At 72.0% G+C, this 18,610-nt stretch carries 19 protein-coding genes and 1 tRNA gene; 18 read left to right on the top strand and 2 right to left on the bottom strand.

The window, feature by feature from the left end; genetic code table 11:
* Nucleotides 1-260: 260 nt before the first annotated feature.
* The 6 genes from ACQEU6_RS33675 to ACQEU6_RS33700 all read left to right on the top strand — a co-directional run bounded on the left by ACQEU6_RS33675 (nt 261) and on the right by ACQEU6_RS33700 (nt 4,873).
* Nucleotides 261-953 carry an LOG family protein gene (locus ACQEU6_RS33675; protein WP_499337321.1) on the top strand — a complete coding sequence of 231 codons (693 nt, stop codon included), beginning with the start codon at nt 261-263 and terminating at the stop codon, nt 951-953.
* Between the two features lie 302 nt (nt 954-1,255).
* On the top strand, nt 1,256-1,693 hold the full coding sequence (locus tag ACQEU6_RS33680; RefSeq protein WP_499337323.1) for a MaoC family dehydratase N-terminal domain-containing protein: 438 nt from the start codon (nt 1,256-1,258) through the stop codon (nt 1,691-1,693).
* Nucleotides 1,693-2,118, top strand: coding sequence for a MaoC/PaaZ C-terminal domain-containing protein (locus ACQEU6_RS33685; protein ID WP_499337324.1), 426 nt, complete (start codon nt 1,693-1,695; stop codon nt 2,116-2,118). Before ACQEU6_RS33680 ends, ACQEU6_RS33685 begins: the two co-directional genes overlap by 1 nt.
* Nucleotides 2,119-2,225: 107 nt before the next feature.
* Complete coding sequence (locus ACQEU6_RS33690; protein WP_499337325.1) at nt 2,226-3,293, top strand: UDP-N-acetylmuramate dehydrogenase; 1,068 nt, start codon at nt 2,226-2,228, stop codon at nt 3,291-3,293.
* Between the two features lie 218 nt (nt 3,294-3,511).
* Nucleotides 3,512-4,093 (top strand): TMEM165/GDT1 family protein, encoded by a 582-nt coding sequence (locus ACQEU6_RS33695; protein ID WP_499337327.1) that lies wholly within the window; start codon nt 3,512-3,514, stop codon nt 4,091-4,093.
* Nucleotides 4,094-4,171: 78 nt separating this feature from the next.
* Nucleotides 4,172-4,873, top strand: coding sequence for a GntR family transcriptional regulator (locus ACQEU6_RS33700; RefSeq protein WP_499337329.1), 702 nt, complete (start codon nt 4,172-4,174; stop codon nt 4,871-4,873).
* An 81-nt stretch (nt 4,874-4,954) separates the two neighbouring features.
* On the opposite strand, the gene ACQEU6_RS33705 is transcribed toward ACQEU6_RS33700, so the two are convergent.
* Entirely contained in the window at nt 4,955-6,016 is a 1,062-nt protein-coding gene (locus ACQEU6_RS33705) for an adenosine deaminase (RefSeq protein ID WP_499337331.1), read from the bottom strand.
* A 281-nt stretch (nt 6,017-6,297) separates the two neighbouring features.
* Between ACQEU6_RS33705 and ACQEU6_RS33710 the strand changes: the two genes are divergently transcribed.
* The 3 genes from ACQEU6_RS33710 to ACQEU6_RS33720 all read left to right on the top strand — a co-directional run bounded on the left by ACQEU6_RS33710 (nt 6,298) and on the right by ACQEU6_RS33720 (nt 8,704).
* Nucleotides 6,298-7,296, top strand: a complete 999-nt coding sequence (locus ACQEU6_RS33710) for a hypothetical protein (protein WP_499337332.1) — start codon at nt 6,298-6,300, stop codon at nt 7,294-7,296.
* A 136-nt stretch (nt 7,297-7,432) separates the two neighbouring features.
* Nucleotides 7,433-7,942: a SigE family RNA polymerase sigma factor gene (locus ACQEU6_RS33715; protein WP_499337334.1), complete on the top strand. Its 510-nt coding sequence runs from the start codon at nt 7,433-7,435 to the stop codon at nt 7,940-7,942.
* Between the two features lie 3 nt (nt 7,943-7,945).
* Entirely contained in the window at nt 7,946-8,704 is a 759-nt protein-coding gene (locus ACQEU6_RS33720; RefSeq protein WP_499337336.1) for a hypothetical protein, read from the top strand.
* A 194-nt stretch (nt 8,705-8,898) separates the two neighbouring features.
* On the opposite strand, the gene ACQEU6_RS33725 is transcribed toward ACQEU6_RS33720, so the two are convergent.
* A complete protein-coding gene (locus tag ACQEU6_RS33725) occupies nt 8,899-10,110 on the bottom strand; it encodes a pyridoxal phosphate-dependent aminotransferase (RefSeq protein ID WP_499337337.1) in 1,212 nt (403 codons plus the stop codon).
* Between the two features lie 253 nt (nt 10,111-10,363).
* On the opposite strand from ACQEU6_RS33725, the gene ACQEU6_RS33730 reads away from it, so the two are divergent.
* From ACQEU6_RS33730 to ACQEU6_RS33770, 9 genes are all read left to right on the top strand, one after another.
* Nucleotides 10,364-10,436: transfer RNA gene (locus tag ACQEU6_RS33730), tRNA-Trp, on the top strand.
* Nucleotides 10,437-10,558: 122 nt separating this feature from the next.
* Nucleotides 10,559-10,813, top strand: a complete 255-nt coding sequence (gene secE / locus ACQEU6_RS33735; RefSeq protein ID WP_396086049.1) for a preprotein translocase subunit SecE — start codon at nt 10,559-10,561, stop codon at nt 10,811-10,813.
* 80 nt (nt 10,814-10,893) lie between these two features.
* Nucleotides 10,894-11,757: a transcription termination/antitermination protein NusG gene (gene nusG / locus ACQEU6_RS33740; protein WP_499337340.1), complete on the top strand. Its 864-nt coding sequence runs from the start codon at nt 10,894-10,896 to the stop codon at nt 11,755-11,757.
* Nucleotides 11,758-12,057: 300 nt separating this feature from the next.
* On the top strand, nt 12,058-12,489 hold the full coding sequence (gene rplK / locus ACQEU6_RS33745; RefSeq protein ID WP_179837720.1) for a 50S ribosomal protein L11: 432 nt from the start codon (nt 12,058-12,060) through the stop codon (nt 12,487-12,489).
* Between the two features lie 62 nt (nt 12,490-12,551).
* On the top strand, nt 12,552-13,268 hold the full coding sequence (gene rplA, locus ACQEU6_RS33750; protein WP_499337342.1) for a 50S ribosomal protein L1: 717 nt from the start codon (nt 12,552-12,554) through the stop codon (nt 13,266-13,268).
* 392 nt (nt 13,269-13,660) lie between these two features.
* A complete protein-coding gene (locus tag ACQEU6_RS33755) occupies nt 13,661-15,202 on the top strand; it encodes a class I adenylate-forming enzyme family protein (RefSeq protein ID WP_499337344.1) in 1,542 nt (513 codons plus the stop codon).
* A gap of 348 nt (nt 15,203-15,550) precedes the next feature.
* Nucleotides 15,551-16,423, top strand: a complete 873-nt coding sequence (locus ACQEU6_RS33760; protein WP_499337346.1) for a hypothetical protein — start codon at nt 15,551-15,553, stop codon at nt 16,421-16,423.
* Between the two features lie 162 nt (nt 16,424-16,585).
* Nucleotides 16,586-17,437: an SCO4651 family lipoprotein gene (locus ACQEU6_RS33765; protein ID WP_499337348.1), complete on the top strand. Its 852-nt coding sequence runs from the start codon at nt 16,586-16,588 to the stop codon at nt 17,435-17,437.
* 88 nt (nt 17,438-17,525) lie between these two features.
* A complete protein-coding gene (locus ACQEU6_RS33770; RefSeq protein ID WP_499337350.1) occupies nt 17,526-18,401 on the top strand; it encodes an SCO4651 family lipoprotein in 876 nt (291 codons plus the stop codon).
* Nucleotides 18,402-18,610 lie beyond the last annotated feature (209 nt).

Below are 18,610 nucleotides of genomic sequence, written 5' to 3' on the forward strand. Positions count from 1 at the left end.
GGGCGGCCCTTTCGGCGCGGTGCGCGGGCCGATCAGAGCGGTGCGCACACCGGTCACCGCCCGCCGGTAACTCGGCCCTACGGGGGTTGCGGACGGCCCGCATCGCCGGACGATCAAGACCGTGACCCGAGATCCGGGTGCCCTTGCGACGTCTAGGACGGCGCAAGGAGGTTCAACGGAGAACCAAGATGACAGATCCGATTTGTTCCTTCGGTTCGGGGGAACGAGGCAGCATTCACCTGCCCGCCTCAGTGGCGGAAGTGGCGGACGAGCTGGCACTGGGCCGGCCCATCTCGCTCCAGGGCCTTCAGTCGCTGGTCGAGCTGGCACTGGGCGAGCCCGTCCCGACCCTGGCCCTCAAGTCGATGGTGGAGCTCGCCACCGGCGATCGGCTCCTCAACGGCATCGAGTCGGGGGTCTGGGTGTGCGGCAGCGCCCGCACCGAGCCCGACACGGAGGAGTACGAGCTCGGCGTCAAGGTCGGCGCCGCGCTGGCCGGGGCCGGCTTCCCGGTGTTCACGGGCGGCGGTCCCGGCGCCATGGCGGCCGCCAACCAGGGGGCCTTCGAGATCGGCGGGGTGTCGGTCGGGGTGGGCATCGTCCTCCCCCACGAGCAGGAGTTCAGCCCGTACCTCACCGTCAAGTTCCTCTGCGAGTACTTCTTCACTCGCAAGGTGCTGCTTACCAAGCACACGGGCGCGCTCGTGGTGCTGCCGGGTGGCAACGGCAGCCTCGACGAGACGTACGAGGTGCTCACCCTCGTCCAGACCGGGTCGATCCCCCCGCGGCCGATCGTGCTGGTCGGCCGCGAGTTCTGGGGCGACCTGGACGGGTGGAGCCGGGAGACGCTGCTGGCCAGCGGCAAGATCTCTCCCGGGGACCCCGACCTGATCAAGGTCGTCGACACGGAGGACGAGGTCATGGCCCTCATGCCCAAGCGCGCCGCCTCCTAGGAGACGGCGTGAAGTAAGGGTCCCGCTCTCCAGGCGGGATCCCTGAGCGTCACTGGACTCCCGGTCGGACAGCGCCTCGCTGCCCGCCCGGGAGTTTCACTTATGCGAACGACGCCTCGGATGGTCCCGGTAGGTCTGTTCTGGCGGTGAGACCCGCGCGGACGGTGTGAATGCCGTTCTGTTACCGTCCGTCCGAAGAGACGGAACCAGCGCGCTCAGAGGGCGCCCGGACACCCCGGCCGACGTAGCGGCGCGGCCGGGCCGGTCCGCGGGGCCCTGGTCCACTGGAGGGAACGGACTGCATGGCACTCAACCGTGATTTCATCGGGCGGAGCTTCCCGCCCAGCGAGCCCTACGAGGTCAGCCGGGTGAAGATCCGCGAGTTCGCGGACGCGATCGGTGACCGCAACCCGCTCTACCGCGACCGCGAGGCGGCCAAGGCGGCCGGGTACCCCGACGTCATCGCGCCCCCCACCTTCCCGATCGTGGTCTCCCTCGGCAACCCCGGGCTCGCCGACCCCGACCTCGGCCTCAACTACGCGATGGTCGTGCACGGCGAGCAGCGCTTCGCGTACACGCGCCCCCTGCGCGCCGGGGACGTCATCACCTGCACCTCGACGATCACCGAGATCAGGTCGATCGGCAACAACGAGAAGATGGTGGTGGAGACCGAGATCGCCACCGTCGAGGGCGAGCCGGTCTGCACGTCCTACAACACGATCGTGGAGCGGGGTGCCTGATGACCGCCAAGGTGAACTACGCCGACGTCGAGGTCGGCACCGAGATCCCCAAGCAGACCTACGCCGTCGACCGCGCCGACCTCGTCATGTACGCGGGCGCGTCCGGCGACTTCAACCCGATCCACTGGCGCGAGGGCGTCGCCAAGGCCGTCGGCCTCCCGGACGTGATCGCCCACGGCATGTTCACGATGGCGCAGGGCGGCCGGTTCGTCACCGACTGGGCCGGCGACCCGGGCGCCGTCGTGGACTACGGGGTACGGTTCTCCTCTCCGGTCGTGGTCCCCGACGAGGGCGGCGCGACGCTGGAGATCAGCGGCAAGGTGGAGGAGAAGCTCGACGACAACAAGGTCGTCGTGGCGCTCACGGCCAGGTCCAACGACCAGAAGGTCCTCACGCGCGCCAAGGCGGTCGTCAGGCTCGCCTGAGCGCGGCGCACACCGGCCGGGAACGCCCCGGCCGGTGCGCACGTCACCGGACGAGGACGGGGCGGGCCGGCCCGGCGGCGCGGGGCAGGGCAGGAGGGGGAGACGACGTGGCGGTGTTCGCCGAAGACGTGAACCTGGCCGGATACACCACGCTGCGGCTGGGCGGCCCCGCGCGGCGCTTCGTCGAGGCGACGACCGAGGCGGAGCTCGTCGCCGCCGTCCGCAAGGCCGACGACGAGGGCGAGCCGGTCCTCGTGCTCGGCGGCGGCAGCAACCTCGTGGTGTCCGACGACGGGTTCCCCGGCACCGTCGTGCACGCCGGGACGCGCGGCACCGAGCGCGTCGCCGCCGAGGGCGGCAGGGTGCTCCTGCGCGTCCAGGCGGGCGAGGACTGGGACCCCTTCGTCGCCCGGTGCGTCGCCGACGGGCTCGCCGGCGTCGAGTGCCTGTCCGGCATCCCCGGCCGCGTCGGCGCCACGCCGATCCAGAACGTCGGCGCCTACGGGCAGGACGTCAGCGAGACGATCGTGGAGGTCCGTGCCTACGACCGCCGGGCCCGCGCCTGCGTCACCCTCGACCGCGGCGCCTGCCGGTTCACCTACCGGCACAGCGCCTTCAAGGGCAACGACCGGTATGTCGTCCTGGACGTGACGTACGCCCTGGACGAGGGCGAGGAGTCGCAGCCGATCGCCTACGCCGAACTCGCGCGCAGGCTGGACGTCCGGCCGGGTGACCGCGTCGCTCTGAAGGAGGCCCGTGACGCCGTCCTCGAACTGCGGCGCGGCAAGGGCATGGTCCTGGACGCGACCGACCCCGACACCCGCAGCGCCGGATCCTTCTTCACCAACCCGATCCTCGGCCCGGAGCAGCTCGCCGAACTCGAACGCCGCGTCGCCGAGCGGCTCGGGCCGGACGCGGCGTTCCCGCGCTACCCGGAGGCCGGCGGCCGGGTGAAGACGTCCGCCGCCTGGCTCATCGACCGCGCCGGGTTCACCAAGGGCCACGCGCGCGGGCCGGCCCGCATCTCCACCAAGCACACCCTCGCCCTCACCAACCCGGGCGGCGCCACCGCCGCCGACCTGCTCGCGCTGGCCCGCGAGGTACGCGACGGCGTCCGGGACGCGTTCGGCGTCGAGCTCGTCAACGAGCCCGTCATGATCGGCGCGACCCTCTGACGCGAGCCCGCCAGGGGCTCCTTGGTAGGGTGGGCGGCGTCGAGGGGGAGTAGTCCCAATCGCGTGGTCGACATACTGGCGCCGCCGACGGCGCCCGGTCACGCGGGCCCGGTTGACCATCGCGGCGGACGAGACCTTCGGCCCGGCAGTCATGCCGGGCCGAGGTCGTGCGCGCGAGCCCCCGCCCTTCGCCCGGCAGCACGAGCGAAAGGGATCAGGTGACCGCCTTCCTCATCAGCCTGGCCGTGATCTTCGTGGCCGAGCTGGGCGACAAGAGCCAGCTCATGGCCATGACGTTCGCCACCCGCTTCCGCGCCCTCCCGGTGCTGATCGGCATCACGGCCGCGACCGCGATCGTCCACCTGGCCAGCGTCGCCCTCGGCGCGGCCCTCGGCGCAGCGCTCCCCACCGGCCCGATCTCGATCATCGCTGGCGTCGCGTTCCTCGGCTTCGCGCTGTGGACGCTGCGCGGCGACGAGCTGGACGACGACGAGCGCGACAAGGCGCGCCTCGCCACCGGGTCGGCGATCCTCGCCGTCGGCGGGGCGTTCTTCCTCGCCGAGCTGGGCGACAAGACGATGCTCGCGACCGTCACCCTCGCCGCCGACCACGGCGGCCTCGCCGGGCTGGCCGGCGTGTGGCTCGGCTCGACGGTCGGGATGGTCGCCGCCGACGCGCTCGCCATCGTCGTCGGCCAGATGCTCGGCCGCAAGCTGCCCGAGCGGGTCATCAGGTACGGCGCCGCGGCCGGGTTCGCCGTCTTCGGCGTCCTGCTGCTGATCGAGGGCATCACCGCGTGACCCGGCGGGAACACTCCTTCCAGGGCCCCTGAACCCGCGAGGCTCCACCGCGGCAGGGCCCGGACGGGAGTTACCACCGTGGCCCTACCCGCCTCCCTTCCCGCGCCGCGGCGGTCGCTCGGCACGCGGCTCCAGCTGAGCGACGAGGCCGCCGCCCGCATCCGCGAACTGATCATGGACGGCCGCGTCCGGCCCGGCGACCACCTGCGGCTGGAACGGCTGGCCCTGGAGTTCGGCATCAGCGTCACACCCGTCAGGGAGGCGCTGAAGTCGCTGCGCAGCGAGGGCTTCGTCGTCCTGGAGCCGCGGCGCGGGTTCGTCGTCGCGCCGCTGTCGGAGCGCGACGTCCAGGACCTGTTCTGGGTGCAGGCGGGCATCGCCGCCGAGCTGACCGTGCGCGCCGCGGCGAGGATCGGCCCCGCCGTCCTGGAGCGGCTGGACGGCCTCCAGCACGCGCTGGCACGCGACAAGGCCGCGCGCCGCCCCGACCTCATGCAGGAGCGCAACCACCTCTTCCACCGGGAGATCAACCTGGCCGCCGACTCGCCGAAGCTCGCCTGGTCGCTCGGCACGGCCGCCCGGTACGTGCCGCGCGGCCTGTACGGCCGGCTCGCCGACTGGCCGGACGTCGCCGTCCGCGACCACGACCGGATCCTGGCGGCGCTCCGGGACGGCGACGCCCGCGCGGCGGGCGAGGAGATGCGCGCCCACATCGTCCGGGCGGGAGAACTGCTGGTCCTCCACCTCAACCGCCAAGGACTGTGGCGCCCGGCCCCCTGACCAACGCCCCCAGGCCCCCACCCGCCTGTCCGGCAGCCACGGCACCCGGCCGTCTGGTCCCCGGGGCCGGGTGCGGGAGCGTCAGTGCGGGTGGTCGCCGAGCCAGGCGTCGACGCCTGCCAGCAGGCGGCGCCGGACGTCGTCCGGGGCCGCGGAGGCCCGGATCGACTGCCGGGCCAGCTCCGCCAGCTCGGCGTCGGTGAACGCGTGGTCGGTGCGGGCCAGCTCGTACTGGCGCGCCAGCCGCGAGCCGAACAGCAGCGGGTCGTCGGCGCCGAGCGCGATCGACGCGCCCGCCTCGAACAGCCGCCGCAGCGGGACGTCCGACGCCGTCGCCGCCACGCCGAGGCTCACGTTCGACGCCGGGCAGACCTCCAGCGTCACGCCGCGGTCCACGATGCGCTCCAGCAGCCGCGGGTCCTCGACGGCGCGGACCCCGTGCCCGATCCGGTCGGCCTCCAGCGTCTCCAGGCACTCGCGGACGCTCGCGGGGCCGAGCAGCTCCCCGCCGTGCGGGTCCGACAGCAGTCCGCCGCGTTTGGCGATCCGGAACGCGCCCTCGAAGTCGTAGGCGCGGCCCCGCCGCTCGTCGTTGGACAGGCCGAACCCGACGACGCCCTCGCCGGCGTAGCGCACGGCGAGGCGCGCGAGGGTCTTGGCGTCCAGCGGGTGCCGGGTCCGGTTCGCGGCGATCACCACGCCGATGCCGACGCCGGCCGCGCCCGACGCCTCGCGCGCGGCGTCCAGGACCAGCTCCACGGTCGGGGTCAGGCCGCCGAAGCGCCCCGCGTACCCGCTCGGGTCGACCTGGATCTCCAGCCAGCCCGATCCCTCCGCGGCCTCGTCCTCGGCCGTCTCGCGCAGCAGCCGGCGCAGATCGTCCGGCGTCTGCAGGACCGAGCGCGCGATGTCGTACAGGCGCTGGAACCGGAACCAGCCGCGCTCGTCGGTCGCGCGCAGCCGGGGCGGCCAGTCCTCGACGAGGGCGTCCGGCAGCTGGACGCCGTGCAGGCCGGCGAGCTCCACGAGCGTGGAGTGCCGCATCGACCCGGTGAAGTGAAGGTGCAGGTGTGCCTTGGGCAGCAGGGCCACGTCCGGACGGGCGGGACCGCGCGCGGGCGCGGGCTCCCGGGGGTCCGGCATGGGACGGTCCTCGGCCGGACGGGCTGAAACGGTACGGGCCTCCATGACCCAATGTTGCCGGATCATCGTCCCGCTCGAACGCCCGCCCCGGCAGTATCACCACACCGGACTACCTCGCATGACACGCGGCGGCCATCATGCGCCATGGGCATCCCCGAAAAAACTTTGGAATCCCGTGCAACCCCCCACCGGCACCGTGCGTATACGAGGGGCGCCAGAGAGAGACAGGCACCCCTGAGCAACACCCCCCGAGCAACACCCCGCGTTAGAAGGGATTCACGATGATCACGCTGAAGGCCGCCTTGATCGCAGCGTCCGCCGTCGGGACCGTGGCCGTGGGCGGCGGCGCGACGTGGGCCATGACCGGCTCCCACCACGAGGCCGGCCTCCAGTCGAACGGCGCCAAGGCCCCGGCCGTGGAGCGCAAGCTGCAGGACGCCGCCCCCAAGGGCCTCCCGACGTGCCTCCCGGCGAAGGTCCCCGCCAAGCCCGCGCTGCCGAAGGTCCCCGCCGACGGGGCGAAGAAGCAGGTCGAGCAGCACCTCAAGCAGAACCCGGTCACCAAGAACCTGCCGGAGGGCCAGCTGCCGAAGGCCGGCGTCCCCGGCCAGCCGGAGGCCGGCATCCCGAACACCGAGCTCCCCGGCGCGAAGGTCCCGGACGGCAAGAACCTGCCCGCCGTGCCCGCCGTGCCCGCCAAGCCCGGTGTGCCCGCCAAGCCCGGTGTGCCCGCCAAGCCCGGCGTCCCGGCGAACGTGCCCACCTGCGTGCCGTCCACCGGCGACCTGCCCGGCGGCGCCCCGGCGGCCAAGCCGAACGCGCAGGTGCCCGGCCAGCCCGCCAAGCCCGCCGTGCCCGCGCTGCCCAAGCTCGACTGCAGCTCGCTGAAGCCCGCCGTGAAGGTCGGCAGCACGGTCGAGAAGACCGTCATGACCGCCAAGGGCCTGCGCTACGTGTCGTCCGTCCCCGGCTCCGCCGACCTGCGCAAGGCGCAGATCTGCGCCGTCACGCAGAAGTGGACCGGCAAGTCCGGCCAGTGGCTCACCGTCGAGACGATCAAGACGCGCGCCGGCATGACGCAGGAGCAGCTGCGCCAGGCGCTCGCCCTGCCCCAGGGCGGCACCCCGCTGACCATCGCCGGCCTGGCCGCGTGGCAGAGCCCGAACGGCGGCGGCGTGCTGCTGTTCGACCCGAACGGCTACACGCTGTTCGTCAACGGCAGCCCCGCCCTGGCCGGTGGGACGAAGGACGTGGCCGCCGCCCTGCGCCACGCCGGCTGACACCCGGTAACGGACCAGGGCGACACCAGTAACACCAGCAACACAACAAAGACGTGGGCGGGCGGCCTTGGCGCGGAGGCCGCCCGCTCCCGACAACACAAAACTGCCGGAACCGCTCTAGCCGGGACGGAGCACTGTGGGGCGTCGAGACGACGAGTCGTTCGTGGAGTTCGTGGCGGCACGCGGCGATGCCCTGCTGCGCACCGCGGCACTGATGTGCGGGGCCCGGCAGGACGCCGAGGACATCCTGCAGACCGCGCTGGAGAAGGCCTACCGCCACTGGGGGCGGTTGGAGACGGACAGCGACCCCGAGCCCTACGTCCGCCGGATCCTGGTCAACCTGGTGATCAGCCGGGCCCGCCGCTGGAAGGTGCTCCGGGAGATCCACATGGCGAGGCTCCCGGAGACGCCGGCCGACTCGCCGAACCATTCCGTCGAGCTGAGAGGAACCCTCATGGATGAGCTGCGCAAGCTCGGCCCGCGCCAGCGCGCGGTGCTGGTCCTGCGCTTCTGGGAGGACCTTTCGGAAGCGGAGACGGCCCAGGCTCTCGGCTGTTCGGTCGGAACGGTGAAGAGCCAGGCGTCCCGGGGGCTCGCCAGGCTCCGGGAACGCCTCGACACGAACCTGGCCCCATTGGGGAGATGAGCGATGGACCTGGAGAGTGAACTGCGGAAGGCCATGGCCGAGCAGGTGGCCGGGGCGACCGCGTCACAGTCGCTCGTCACCGACGTCAAGCGGCGCCACCGCCGTCGCAAGGCCCGCCTCCACGCGGCCGCCGGCGTCGCGGCGGCCTCGGTCGCGGCCCTGGCCCTCGTACCCACCTATCAGTCGCTCCGGGCGACACCGGTCGGAGACACCGAGACGACCCGTCCCAGCAACACCGTCTCGGCCCTCCGGGTGCCGGAGGGACCTCCCGCCTCGGGCCTCCCCGAGTCCCCGTCTCCGAAGGGGAGGTCCGAGGCGGGAGCCTCGCAGGAGCCGGAGCCGCGCGGCTCGTCCGCCCCGGGGCAGACCCCGGCCGCGCCGGGCGCGGGCGGCATCGTGAACGCGCTGCCGAAGTGGATCACGTACCTGCCGGACGGCCTGGCCGCCGCCGGCCCGTGCGCGGTCTCCGACGACGGCGGCGCCGACCGCAGGACGACGACGTGCACGTGGCGCGGCACCGGCGGCTGGGTGGAGATCGCCCTGGTGAAGGGCGGCGGGCTGACCGGCCCGCAGGACCTGATGCACGTGCCCGGCATCCCCGGCCGCACCTCCGTCCACGGGATGCCCGCGCTGACCGGCGACCGCGCCGACGCCGCGCGGCAGATCTCCTGGCTCGCGCGCCACGGCGTCGGCGTCACCGTGACCGCCTCCGGCGCGGCCAAGGAGCGGCTCATGCGCATCGCGGAGGGCGTGCGCCCCTGAACCCCGTTCCGGCGGGACGTCCCACGGCGGAGAGGGGCCGCGCGCGGGACGTCCCGCCGGACTTCCCGGGACGGGAACCGGCGGAACCCGTCCCATACGAAACCGGCCCCGGGAGTTGTGCGCCCGGGGCCGGTTTCGTGTTCGTCACGCCGCTTCCGGCGCGCCGCCCCGTGCGGGCGGCGCGCCGGCGGAGGTCAGCTCGCCTCGGACAGCAGCTTCGCGACGCGCGAGACGCCCTCGGTGAGGTCGTCGTCGCCCAGCGCGTAGGAGAGGCGGAAGTAGCCGGGCGTGCCGAACGCCTCGCCCGGCACCAGCGCGACCTCGACCTCCTCCAGGATCAGCGAGGCCAGCTCCACCGACGTCTGAGGGCGCCTGCCGCGCAGCTGCTTGCCGAGCAGCGCCTTGACCGACGGGTAGGCGTAGAACGCGCCCTCCGGCTCGGGGCACACCACGCCCGGGATCTCGTTCAGCATCCGCACCATCGTCTGCCGGCGCCGGTCGAACGCCACGCGCATCTCCGCGACCGCCGACAGGTCGCCGGTCACCGCGGCGAGCGCGGCGGCCTGGGACACGTTCGCCACGTTGGACGTCGCGTGCGACTGCAGGTTCTGCGCGGCCTTCACCACGTCCGCCGGGCCGATCAGCCAGCCGACCCGCCAGCCGGTCATCGCGTAGGTCTTGGCCACGCCGTTCAGGACGAGCGTCCGGTCGGCCAGCTCCGGCACCACCACCGGCATCGAGTGGAACTCGGCGGACCCGTACACGAGGTGCTCGTAGATCTCGTCGGTGACGACCCAGAGCCCGTGCCCGTCGGCCCAGCGCCCGATCGCCTCGATCTCGTCGCGGCCGTAGACCGCCCCCGTCGGGTTGGACGGCGACACGAACAGCAGCACCTTCGTCCGGTCGGTGCGGGCCGCCTCCAGCTGCTCGACGCTCACCTTGTAGCCGGTGGTCTCGTCGGCGACGACCTCCACGGGCACCCCGCCCGCCAGCTTGATCGACTCGGGGTAGGTCGTCCAGTACGGCGTCGGGACGATCACTTCGTCGCCCGGGTCGAGCAGCGCCGCGAACGCCTCGTACACCGCCTGCTTGCCGCCGTTGGTCACCAGCACCTGCGACGCCTCGACCCGGTGGCCGGAGTCGCGCTCGGTCTTCTCGGCGATCGCGGCGCGCAGCTCGGGCAGCCCGCCCGCGGGCGTGTACTTGTGGAAGCGCGGTACCCGGCACGCGGTCACCGCGGCCTCGACGATGTAGTCGGGCGTCGGGAAGTCGGGCTCGCCCGCGCCGAAGCCGATGACCGGGCGGCCCGCCGCCTTCAGCGCCTTGGCCTTGGCGTCGACGGCCAGCGTGGCGGACTCGGATATCGCGGCGATGCGCTTGGAGATGCGAGGACGGTCGATGCTCATGCCCCTATCGTTACAGACGGGGCCCCGGGACCCGCAGCCATATATCCGGGCCGGTCGGACGGGTCGCCGCCGGGGCGTCCCGGGGGTCCGCCGGTATCCGGTTCGACGCGGGCCCCTCCGGCACGTAGACTCCTCCACCAAGTGACGTGTCGCCGGTATACGATCCTGTCCGCACGCGGGCATCATCAGGCCGTAAGCTGGGACTCGGCACCGCCCGATCCTGTGGTCGGGTTTCTCCTTAGCCGGAGAATGAAGGGCAGTGGCTCAATTGGTAGAGCTCCGGTCTCCAAAACCGGCGGTTGGGGGTTCGAGTCCCTCCTGCCCTGCGAGGTGCGGTGCGCGCACCCGTGCCGGCCGCGCCATGGCGTCGCCGTGGCACTCCGCGGCACGGGACCGCGCGGCAACCACAGGGTGGTTGAATCACGACCTATGAGGTGAACGGCGGCAAATGGCGACTGAGACTCGCGACGAGCCCGAGGCCAAGGACGAGGGCAAGGGCAAGAAGAAGGCCCCTTCCAAGAGGACCTCGCCCGCGCTGTTCGTGCGCCAGATCATCGCCGAGCTGCGCAAGGTCATCTGGCCGACGCGGCGGGAGCTGATCACCTACACGACCGTCTCGCTCGTGTTCGTGCTGGTCATGGTCGCGATCGTCTCCGGCGTCGACTACGGGCTGCAGAAGGGCATCTACGAGCTCTTCGGCTGACGCCGCCCGGCCAGGGCCGGACGCCGGGCCCCGCCGTACCTTCGCAAGTCCATCACCGCAGACCGAGAGAAGAGTTGACCGTGTCCGAGCCCTCACAGCCCTACGACGAGGCCGTTGAAGAGGCCCAGTCCGCTGCGGCTGCTGCGGCCGACCAGGCGGCCGAGCCCGCCGACGAGACGGCCGAGGAGGTCGTCTCCGCCGGCGACGCCGAGCCCGCGGACACGAAGCTCGAAGGCGAGGGCCCCGCGCCGGACGCGGCCGAGGGCGCCGCCGAGCTCGCCGAGTCCGTCGAGGGCGAGGCCGCCGGGGAAGAGGCCGGCGACGAGGAGGAGGCCGCGGCCGAGCCGCCGGCCGACCCGTACGCCGACTTCAAGATGCAGCTGCGCCTCCAGCCGGGCGACTGGTACGTCGTGCACTCCTACGCGGGCTACGAGAACCGGGTCAAGACCAACATCGAGACCCGTACGCAGACCCTCAACATGGAGGACTACATCTTCCAGATCGAGGTCCCGCAGCACGAGGTGACCGAGATCAAGGGCGGCAAGCGCCAGAAGGTCAACGAGAAGGTCCTGCCGGGCTACATCCTCGTCCGCATGGAGCTCACCGACGAGTCGTGGGCCGCGGTCCGCAACACCCCCGGCGTCACCGGGTTCGTCGGCCTGCTGAACAAGCCGTCCCCGCTCAGCCTGGACGAGGTCGCCAACCTGCTGGCCCCCGAGCCGGAGGAGGGCGTCGCCAAGGCCGCCAAGGAGCAGGCCAAGGCCCCCGCCACCGTCGACTACGAGGTCGGCGAGTCGGTCACCGTCATGGACGGCCCGTTCGCCACCCTCCCCGCGACCGTCAACGAGATCAACGCCGAGCAGCAGAAGCTCAAGGTCCTGGTCTCCATCTTCGGCCGCGAGACGCCGGTCGAGCTCTCCTTCAACCAGGTCTCCAAGATCTGACCGATTCCGGGACGCGTCCGGGCCGCCGCGGCCAGGCCGTATCCTGGACGGGCCGTCCCCGCCCAGGCGGGGGCGGGTTCGGGTTTCCGGCCTCCGATCCTCGGAGGCGGGCGCCCGGCGGCCCCGCTCGCGCGGGGATGACCCCAAGATCGCTGCGCTCGTGAAGGTGCAGCTTTGCTCCCCGCGCACGCGGGGATGCGGGGTCTGCCAAGGTCCCAACGCGGCGGTCTAGTTCCGCCCGCCGTGTTGCCCGATGTCCGGGAGTCGGGACCACCGTGAAACGGAACACGAGGGAGAGGCATGCCTCCCAAGAAGAAGAAAATCGCCGCTTTGGTCAAGGTCCAGTTGCAGGCCGGCCAGGCCACGCCGGCGCCGCCCGTCGGTACCGCGCTCGGTCCGCACGGCGTCAACATCATGGACTTCTGCAAGCAGTACAACGCTGCCACGGAGTCCCAGCGCGGCAACGTCATCCCCGTAGAGATCACCATCTACGAGGACCGGTCGTTCAGCTTCGTCACCAAGACGCCGCCGGCCGCGCAGCTCATCCTGAAGGCCGCGGGCGTGGAGAAGGGCAGCGGCGAGCCGCACAAGACCAAGGTCGGCTCGGTCACCCGCGACCAGGTCCGTGAGATCGCCACGACCAAGATGCCCGACCTCAACGCCAAGGACCTGGACGCCGCCGAGAAGATCGTCGCCGGCACCGCGCGGTCGATGGGCATCGAGGTCAAGTAAGCCGTCCCAGTGGGAGGGCCAGGCGCTGGCCCCCACCACGAGTTCCGACTGGAGGAACGCACATGAAGCGCAGCAAGGGCTACCGCGCAGCGGCGGAGAAGATCGACCGGGAGCGGCTGTACAGCCCCGTCGAGGCCGTGAAGCTGGCGAAGGAGACCGCGGTCGTCAAGTTCGACGCGACCGTCGAGGTCGCCATGCGGCTGGGCGTCGACCCCCGCAAGGCCGACCAGATGGTCCGCGGCACGGTCAACCTGCCGCACGGCACCGGCAAGACCGCCCGCGTGCTCGTCTTCGCCGTCGGCACCAAGGCGCAGGAGGCCGAGGCGGCGGGCGCCGACCTGGTCGGCTCGGACGACCTGATCGAGCGGATCCAGGGCGGCTTCCTGGACTTCGACGCCGTGGTCGCGACGCCGGACCAGATGGGCAAGGTCGGCCGGCTCGGCCGGGTGCTCGGTCCGCGCGGCCTGATGCCGAACCCGAAGACCGGCACGGTCACCATGGACGTGTCCAAGGCCGTCACCGACATCAAGGGCGGCAAGATCGAGTTCCGGGTCGACCGGCACGCGAACCTGCACTTCATCATCGGCAAGGCGTCCTTCGACGAGCGCCAGCTGGTGGAGAACTACGCCGCCGCGGTCGACGAGATCCAGCGCCTCAAGCCGTCCGCGGCGAAGGGCCGGTACGTCAAGAAGGCGGTGCTGACCACGTCGATGGGCCCGAGCATCCCGGTGGACCCGAACGCGGTCCGCAACCTGACGGCCGAGCTCGAAGAGGCCTGACCGACCCCGGCATCGAACGCCGCAGAGCAGGGCGCCCCCGGTAACCCCGGGGGCGCCCTGCCCGCTTTTCCGCCCAGCCCGCTGCCCCCAGAGCCGCCCTCCCCACGAAGCGGCCCGCCGTCCACGAAGCCGCGCTCCCCACGCGGCCGTCCTCTCTGCGAGGTCGCGCTCTCCGCGAGGAGGCGCTCTCCACTAGGTCATCCCCCTCACGAGGTCGTCCTTGCCACGGGGCCGCCTTTACCGCTGGGCTGCCCACTCCGCCGGGCCGCCCTTTCCGGCAGGCCGCCCTTTCTGAGGGGGCGGCCCCCGGTCGCGGTCAGCGGGACGCGGTCAGGCCCGCCCGCCGGTTCGGCGCTAGATTCGGCGCCCGGGGCCTCGGCGAAGGGGATGTGATGGGCGGGACGCAGCGTCAAGACGTCCACCGGCTGTACGACGTGCTCGACGCGGCCGCGGACGACGCTCCCGAGGCTCCGGCCCTGTCGGTCGACGGCACGACGTGGACGTTCCGGGAGCTACGCGTCCGGACGGACGCGCTGAGCGCCTGCCTCTCCGCGCGGTGCTCGCCCGGGGCGCGGGTGGCGCTCCTCGCGCACAACCGGTTGGAGTACGTCGCGGCCTACTACGGGGTACCGCGCGACGGCAGGATCCTGGTGCCGCTCAACCAGAGGCTGCATCCGCGCGAATGGGCCGACCAGATCGTCCGCTGCGGCGCCGAGATCGTCATCGGTGAGCCGGAGCCGCTGGAGAGGCTGGCCCGCGAGGGCGGCCTCCCCGCCGACCATCCGCCGCTCGTCGACGTCGCCGACCTCCCCTGGGACGGCCCGGCCGTCTCGCGGGAGGGCGACCGCGATCCGGCCGAGGTCGCCTGGCTGATGTTCACCAGCGGCACGACCGGCCGGCCGAAGGGCGTGCGGCTCACCCACAGGAGCCTGCTCGCGGGCATGGCGGTCACGGCGTCGGGACGTCCCGTGCTGCCGGGCGACGTCTTCTGCACGCCGTTCCCCCTGTGCCATGTGGCGGGTTACCAGGTCGTCCTGCATCACCTGTTCCGGCGCCACGCCGTCGTGCTGCGCCGGTTCTCCCCGGCCGTCCTGGTGGACGCGGCGCGCCGGCACGGCGTCACGAACCTGTCGCTCGCCCCGACGATGCTGGAGGATCTGCTCGCGCACCTCGACGGGGACCCGCCGGCGCTGGAGGCGCTGCGGTCCACCGTCCGAGTGATCGCCTACGGTTCGGCGCCGATGCCGGTGCCGCTGCTGCGCCGAGCGGACGCGGTGCTCGGATGCGACCTGAACCAGGGCTACGGCATGACCGAGCTGTCCGGCAACGCGAGTTTCCTGTCCCCGGCGGACCACCGTGCCGCGGTCGAGGGGAGGCCGGGGCTGGCGGTGTCGGCGGGCCGTCCGGGCGACGGCGCGGAGATCGCCGTGATCGGCGAGGACGGGGCGCCGCTGCCGCCCGGTGCGCAGGGCGAGGTGGTCGTCCGGGGCGCGCAGGTGGCGGACGGGTACTGGGACGACCCCGAGGCGACCGCCGAGGCGTTCACGGGCGGCTGGTTCCGCACCGGCGACGCGGGCCGCGTCGACGAGGACGGCTACCTCTACCTCGCCGACCGGCTCAAGGACGTGATCATCACGGGCGGGGAGAACGTCTCGTCGCGCGAGGTCGAGGACGTGCTGCGCGCGGTCCCGGGCGTGGGCGAGGTCGCGGTGGTGGGGCTGCCCGATCCGCGGTGGGGCCAGTCGGTGTGCGCGGTGATCGTGCCGGACGGCGTCCCGCCCCGGAAGGACGAGCTGATCGCAGCCTGCCGAGCCCGCCTGGCCGGTTTCAAGACGCCCCGGCGCGTCGAGTTCGTCGAGGCCCTCCCACGCACCGGAACCGGCAAGATCCGCAAAGCCGCCCTCCGCACCCGACTCACGGACCGCCCGGAGTAGCCCATCAGCCCGGATCCGGCCGATTCGCTCCGCCCCAGCCGATCACGCTGAGCTGACCGCCGACCCGGACGGCCCGCCGCCCGGGGTCGGCGGTCAGCCCTGGGTCGGCCGATCGCCCCGAGCCTGCCGAGCGCGCTGAGTCGGCTGATCGGCCCGAATCGGCTGATCGGCCCGGGGCGCGCCGCGCGCTTCGAGCCTGCCGGGCGCCCCGTGGGGGCCGGTCGTTGGAGTCGGCTGAACGCCTCTAAGAGCCTTGAAGGGGTGGATACACGGCTTGGAGTCCAGAACCGGACAATTTGGTATGCGAATGTTTTGTTACCGCCGAGGAACCTGGTGTTGAATTGCCGCGTGAAGCGTCGCACCGACCGGGCCATCGCCATCTCCGCCGTGACCGCGGTGGCCGTCGTGCCCACGGCGATCCTGATGGTGGTGAAGATCGGGGGCGACTCCCCGAAGGACGCGGGGGCGCTGCCGCCGTCCGCCGCGATGGCCCAGCGTGACCCCGCCAACCCCAACGGCGCCGCGTCCGCCACGGTCACCCCGGGGACGCCCGGCGCGCCGGGGGCCGGCCCGGGCGCGAGCGCGCGTCCCGGCACGCGCGCTCCCGGGAACGGGGGCGCCGCGCACGGCCTGCCGACGGCGCCGCCCCAGCCCGGCCCCAGCCTGCACTCCTTCACCCGCAAGACGGACATGAAGGTGACGGTCGGGTCGGACGGCGACTACCAGCACGCCACCGAGACGGCCTCGTTCACACTGTGGCCGAAGTTCGCGATGAGCGCCACGGGCGTCACGCAGACGATGAAGGGCGGCGAGCTGTCCAAGGTCACCCAGAAGGTGATCGTCCAGGGGAGCACGCTCAAGGGGTACGACGGGCAGAAGTGGACGCGGTCCACGCTGACCCCGGCGCAGCTCGGCAGACTGCAGAACGAGTCCGACCCCCGGCAGTTCACCTTCATGATCGGGACGCTGCCCGGCATGACGGCGGGCGAGCCGGACGCCGCCGGGCTGACGCGCTTCACCGCGCAGGCGCTCATGGGCGGCGTGTACGCGCTGCTGCCGCAGGACGCGGCGACGGAGTTCCGCAGGTGGATACCGGACAGCACCGGATGCGGGCTCGATCTGGTGGCCGACAGCGACGCCCGTCCCACCACGATCAGTCTCGGCGCGCAGGCGCCGGGCGCCGGGTTCGCCGGGTCGATGACCTTCGGTTCCTACCGCTGACGCGGGTCCGCGCCGGCGGCTCACCCTGACGTCGGGCCGGGGGGAGGCTACGCCGTTGGTCGTACCGTGGGGGGACCCATTCGTACCACCGGGGGATGCCCCGCCGTTAGCGCCCGAAGAGACTGGGAACACCAGCAGGGCGACAAGGGAGGCTCAACCCTCATGAACCGACGATTCGTGGTGGCGGCCGGCGGCACCGCAATGGGTGCCACGCTCCTCCTGTCCGGATGCAACGGGGACGGGTCGGAGAACACCGGCAACATGAAGCTCAGCGCGAACCAGGCGCTGCTGAAGGCGTCCGAGAAGACTGGTAAGGCCGACACGTTCAAGGCCGACCTGACGGTGACGGGCACCGGCGACGAGAACGGAAAGGTCCACGCCAACGGGCAGTTCCGGCTGCGTCCGACGCTGGAGTTCAGCGCGAAGCTGGACGACTTCAGCCGGAACGGGCAGAGCATGCCGGGCGCCAAGGGCCAGGCCGTCTTCACCGGCAACGTGCTGTACGCGAAGGTCCCCCAGTTCGCGCAGTTCATCAGCGGCGGCAAGTCGTGGGTGAAGATCGACGTGAACCAGATGTCGCAGCGGACGGGCTTCGACGTCCGGGGCCTGGTCGACCAGGTGCAGAAGGTGGACCCGGCCGAGCAGACGAAGATGTTCACCGGTTCCAAGGACGCCCGCAGGGTCGGCACCGAGACGGTCGACGGCGTGAAGACGACGCACTACGCCGGGACGGTCACCGTCGAGGAGGCGCTGAACCGGCTGGACGCGCAGGCCCGCACGAAGGTCCAGCAGTGGCTGCCGAAGGACCGCGCCAACGGCAAGATCAACTTCGACCTGTGGACGGACGGCGACAACCTGCCGCGCAAGCTCGTCTCCAAGGCGACCGGCTCGAAGGGCGAGAACGGCTCGGTGACCGTCCTGTACAGCGACTACGGCAAGTCGTTCAAGGTGAACACCCCTCCGTCCGACCAGGTGGGGCAGCTGTCCGTCCAGGGGCTGCTCGGCGGCAACTGAGAACGATGAACCGCAGCGGGGTCATTTGCGTCTGATGTACCGTTCTGCCCCATCGCCCGGGCGCCAAGAAGACCAAGGAGACCCCCTGATGATCCGTCGTTTCGCGGCAGGCACGGCGCTGGCCACCGGCCTCGCCCTCTCGCTGACCGGCTGCCTCGGGGACGCCGGGAAGACGGTGGACGACGCAGGCAAGGGCCTGCGGCTGTCGGCCGCGCAGGTCCTCGGCAAGGCCGCCGAGAAGACCGGCCAGATCGACTCGTTCCAGGCCGACATGACGATGAAGTCGACCGGCTCGTCGACGGGCGACATGTCGATGAACGGCACGATGCAGTACCGCACGAAGCCCGACCTGGCCTACAGCATGAACTTCGGGCAGATGACGGTCGCGGGCAAGCAGACGGGCGGCATGGAGCAGCGGCTCGTCGGCCGGAACATGTACATGAAGATGCCGATGCTGTCCCAGCTCGGCGGCGGGACCAAGCCGTGGATCAAGATCTCGCTGGACGAGCTGGGCGCCAAGACCGGGATGAACATCGACGAGCTGCTCCAGCAGTCCCGGCAGCTGGACCCGGTGCAGAACACCAAGATGCTGACGGCGTCCAAGGACGCGCGCGAGGTCGGCAAGGAGACGGTCGACGGCGTCCAGACGACCCACTACACCGGCACGTACAAGATGGAGGACGCGGTCGCGAAGCTCTCCCCGGAGACGCGGGAGGCCTACCGCAAGAGCCTCGGCACGACCGGCCTCCAGGCCATGCACTTCGACCTGTGGGTGGACGGCCGGCAGCTGCCGCGCCAGATGACGATGAAGTCGACGCAGTCCACCGCGGGCGACATGGTCATGACGATGAAGTACCGCGACTACGGCAAGCCGGTGCAGGTCACCGAGCCGCCGGCGAGCGAGGTCACCGACTTCGGCCAGATCATGAGCCGCCTCGGCAACGGCGGCATGCCCGGCGCCTGACCCGCCCTGAGCGCGACCGAGGGACCGCGCCCCGCCGGGGCGCGGTCCCTCGCTCCGTCCGCTGACGAGCCCTGAGGCGACCTGACCGGACGAGCCGATGCGGCCTCGCTGATTTGGCCTCCTCGGTCAGGGCACGTATGCTGTCCGATGCCGAAGACCGCCGGTCGTCACCTCCCGCGAGGTGACCGAAGGACCCGACTCAGCTCGGG

This window comes from Spirillospora sp. CA-108201 (assembly GCF_050936235.1).
In the GTDB taxonomy this organism is placed as follows: domain Bacteria; phylum Actinomycetota; class Actinomycetes; order Streptosporangiales; family Streptosporangiaceae; genus Spirillospora.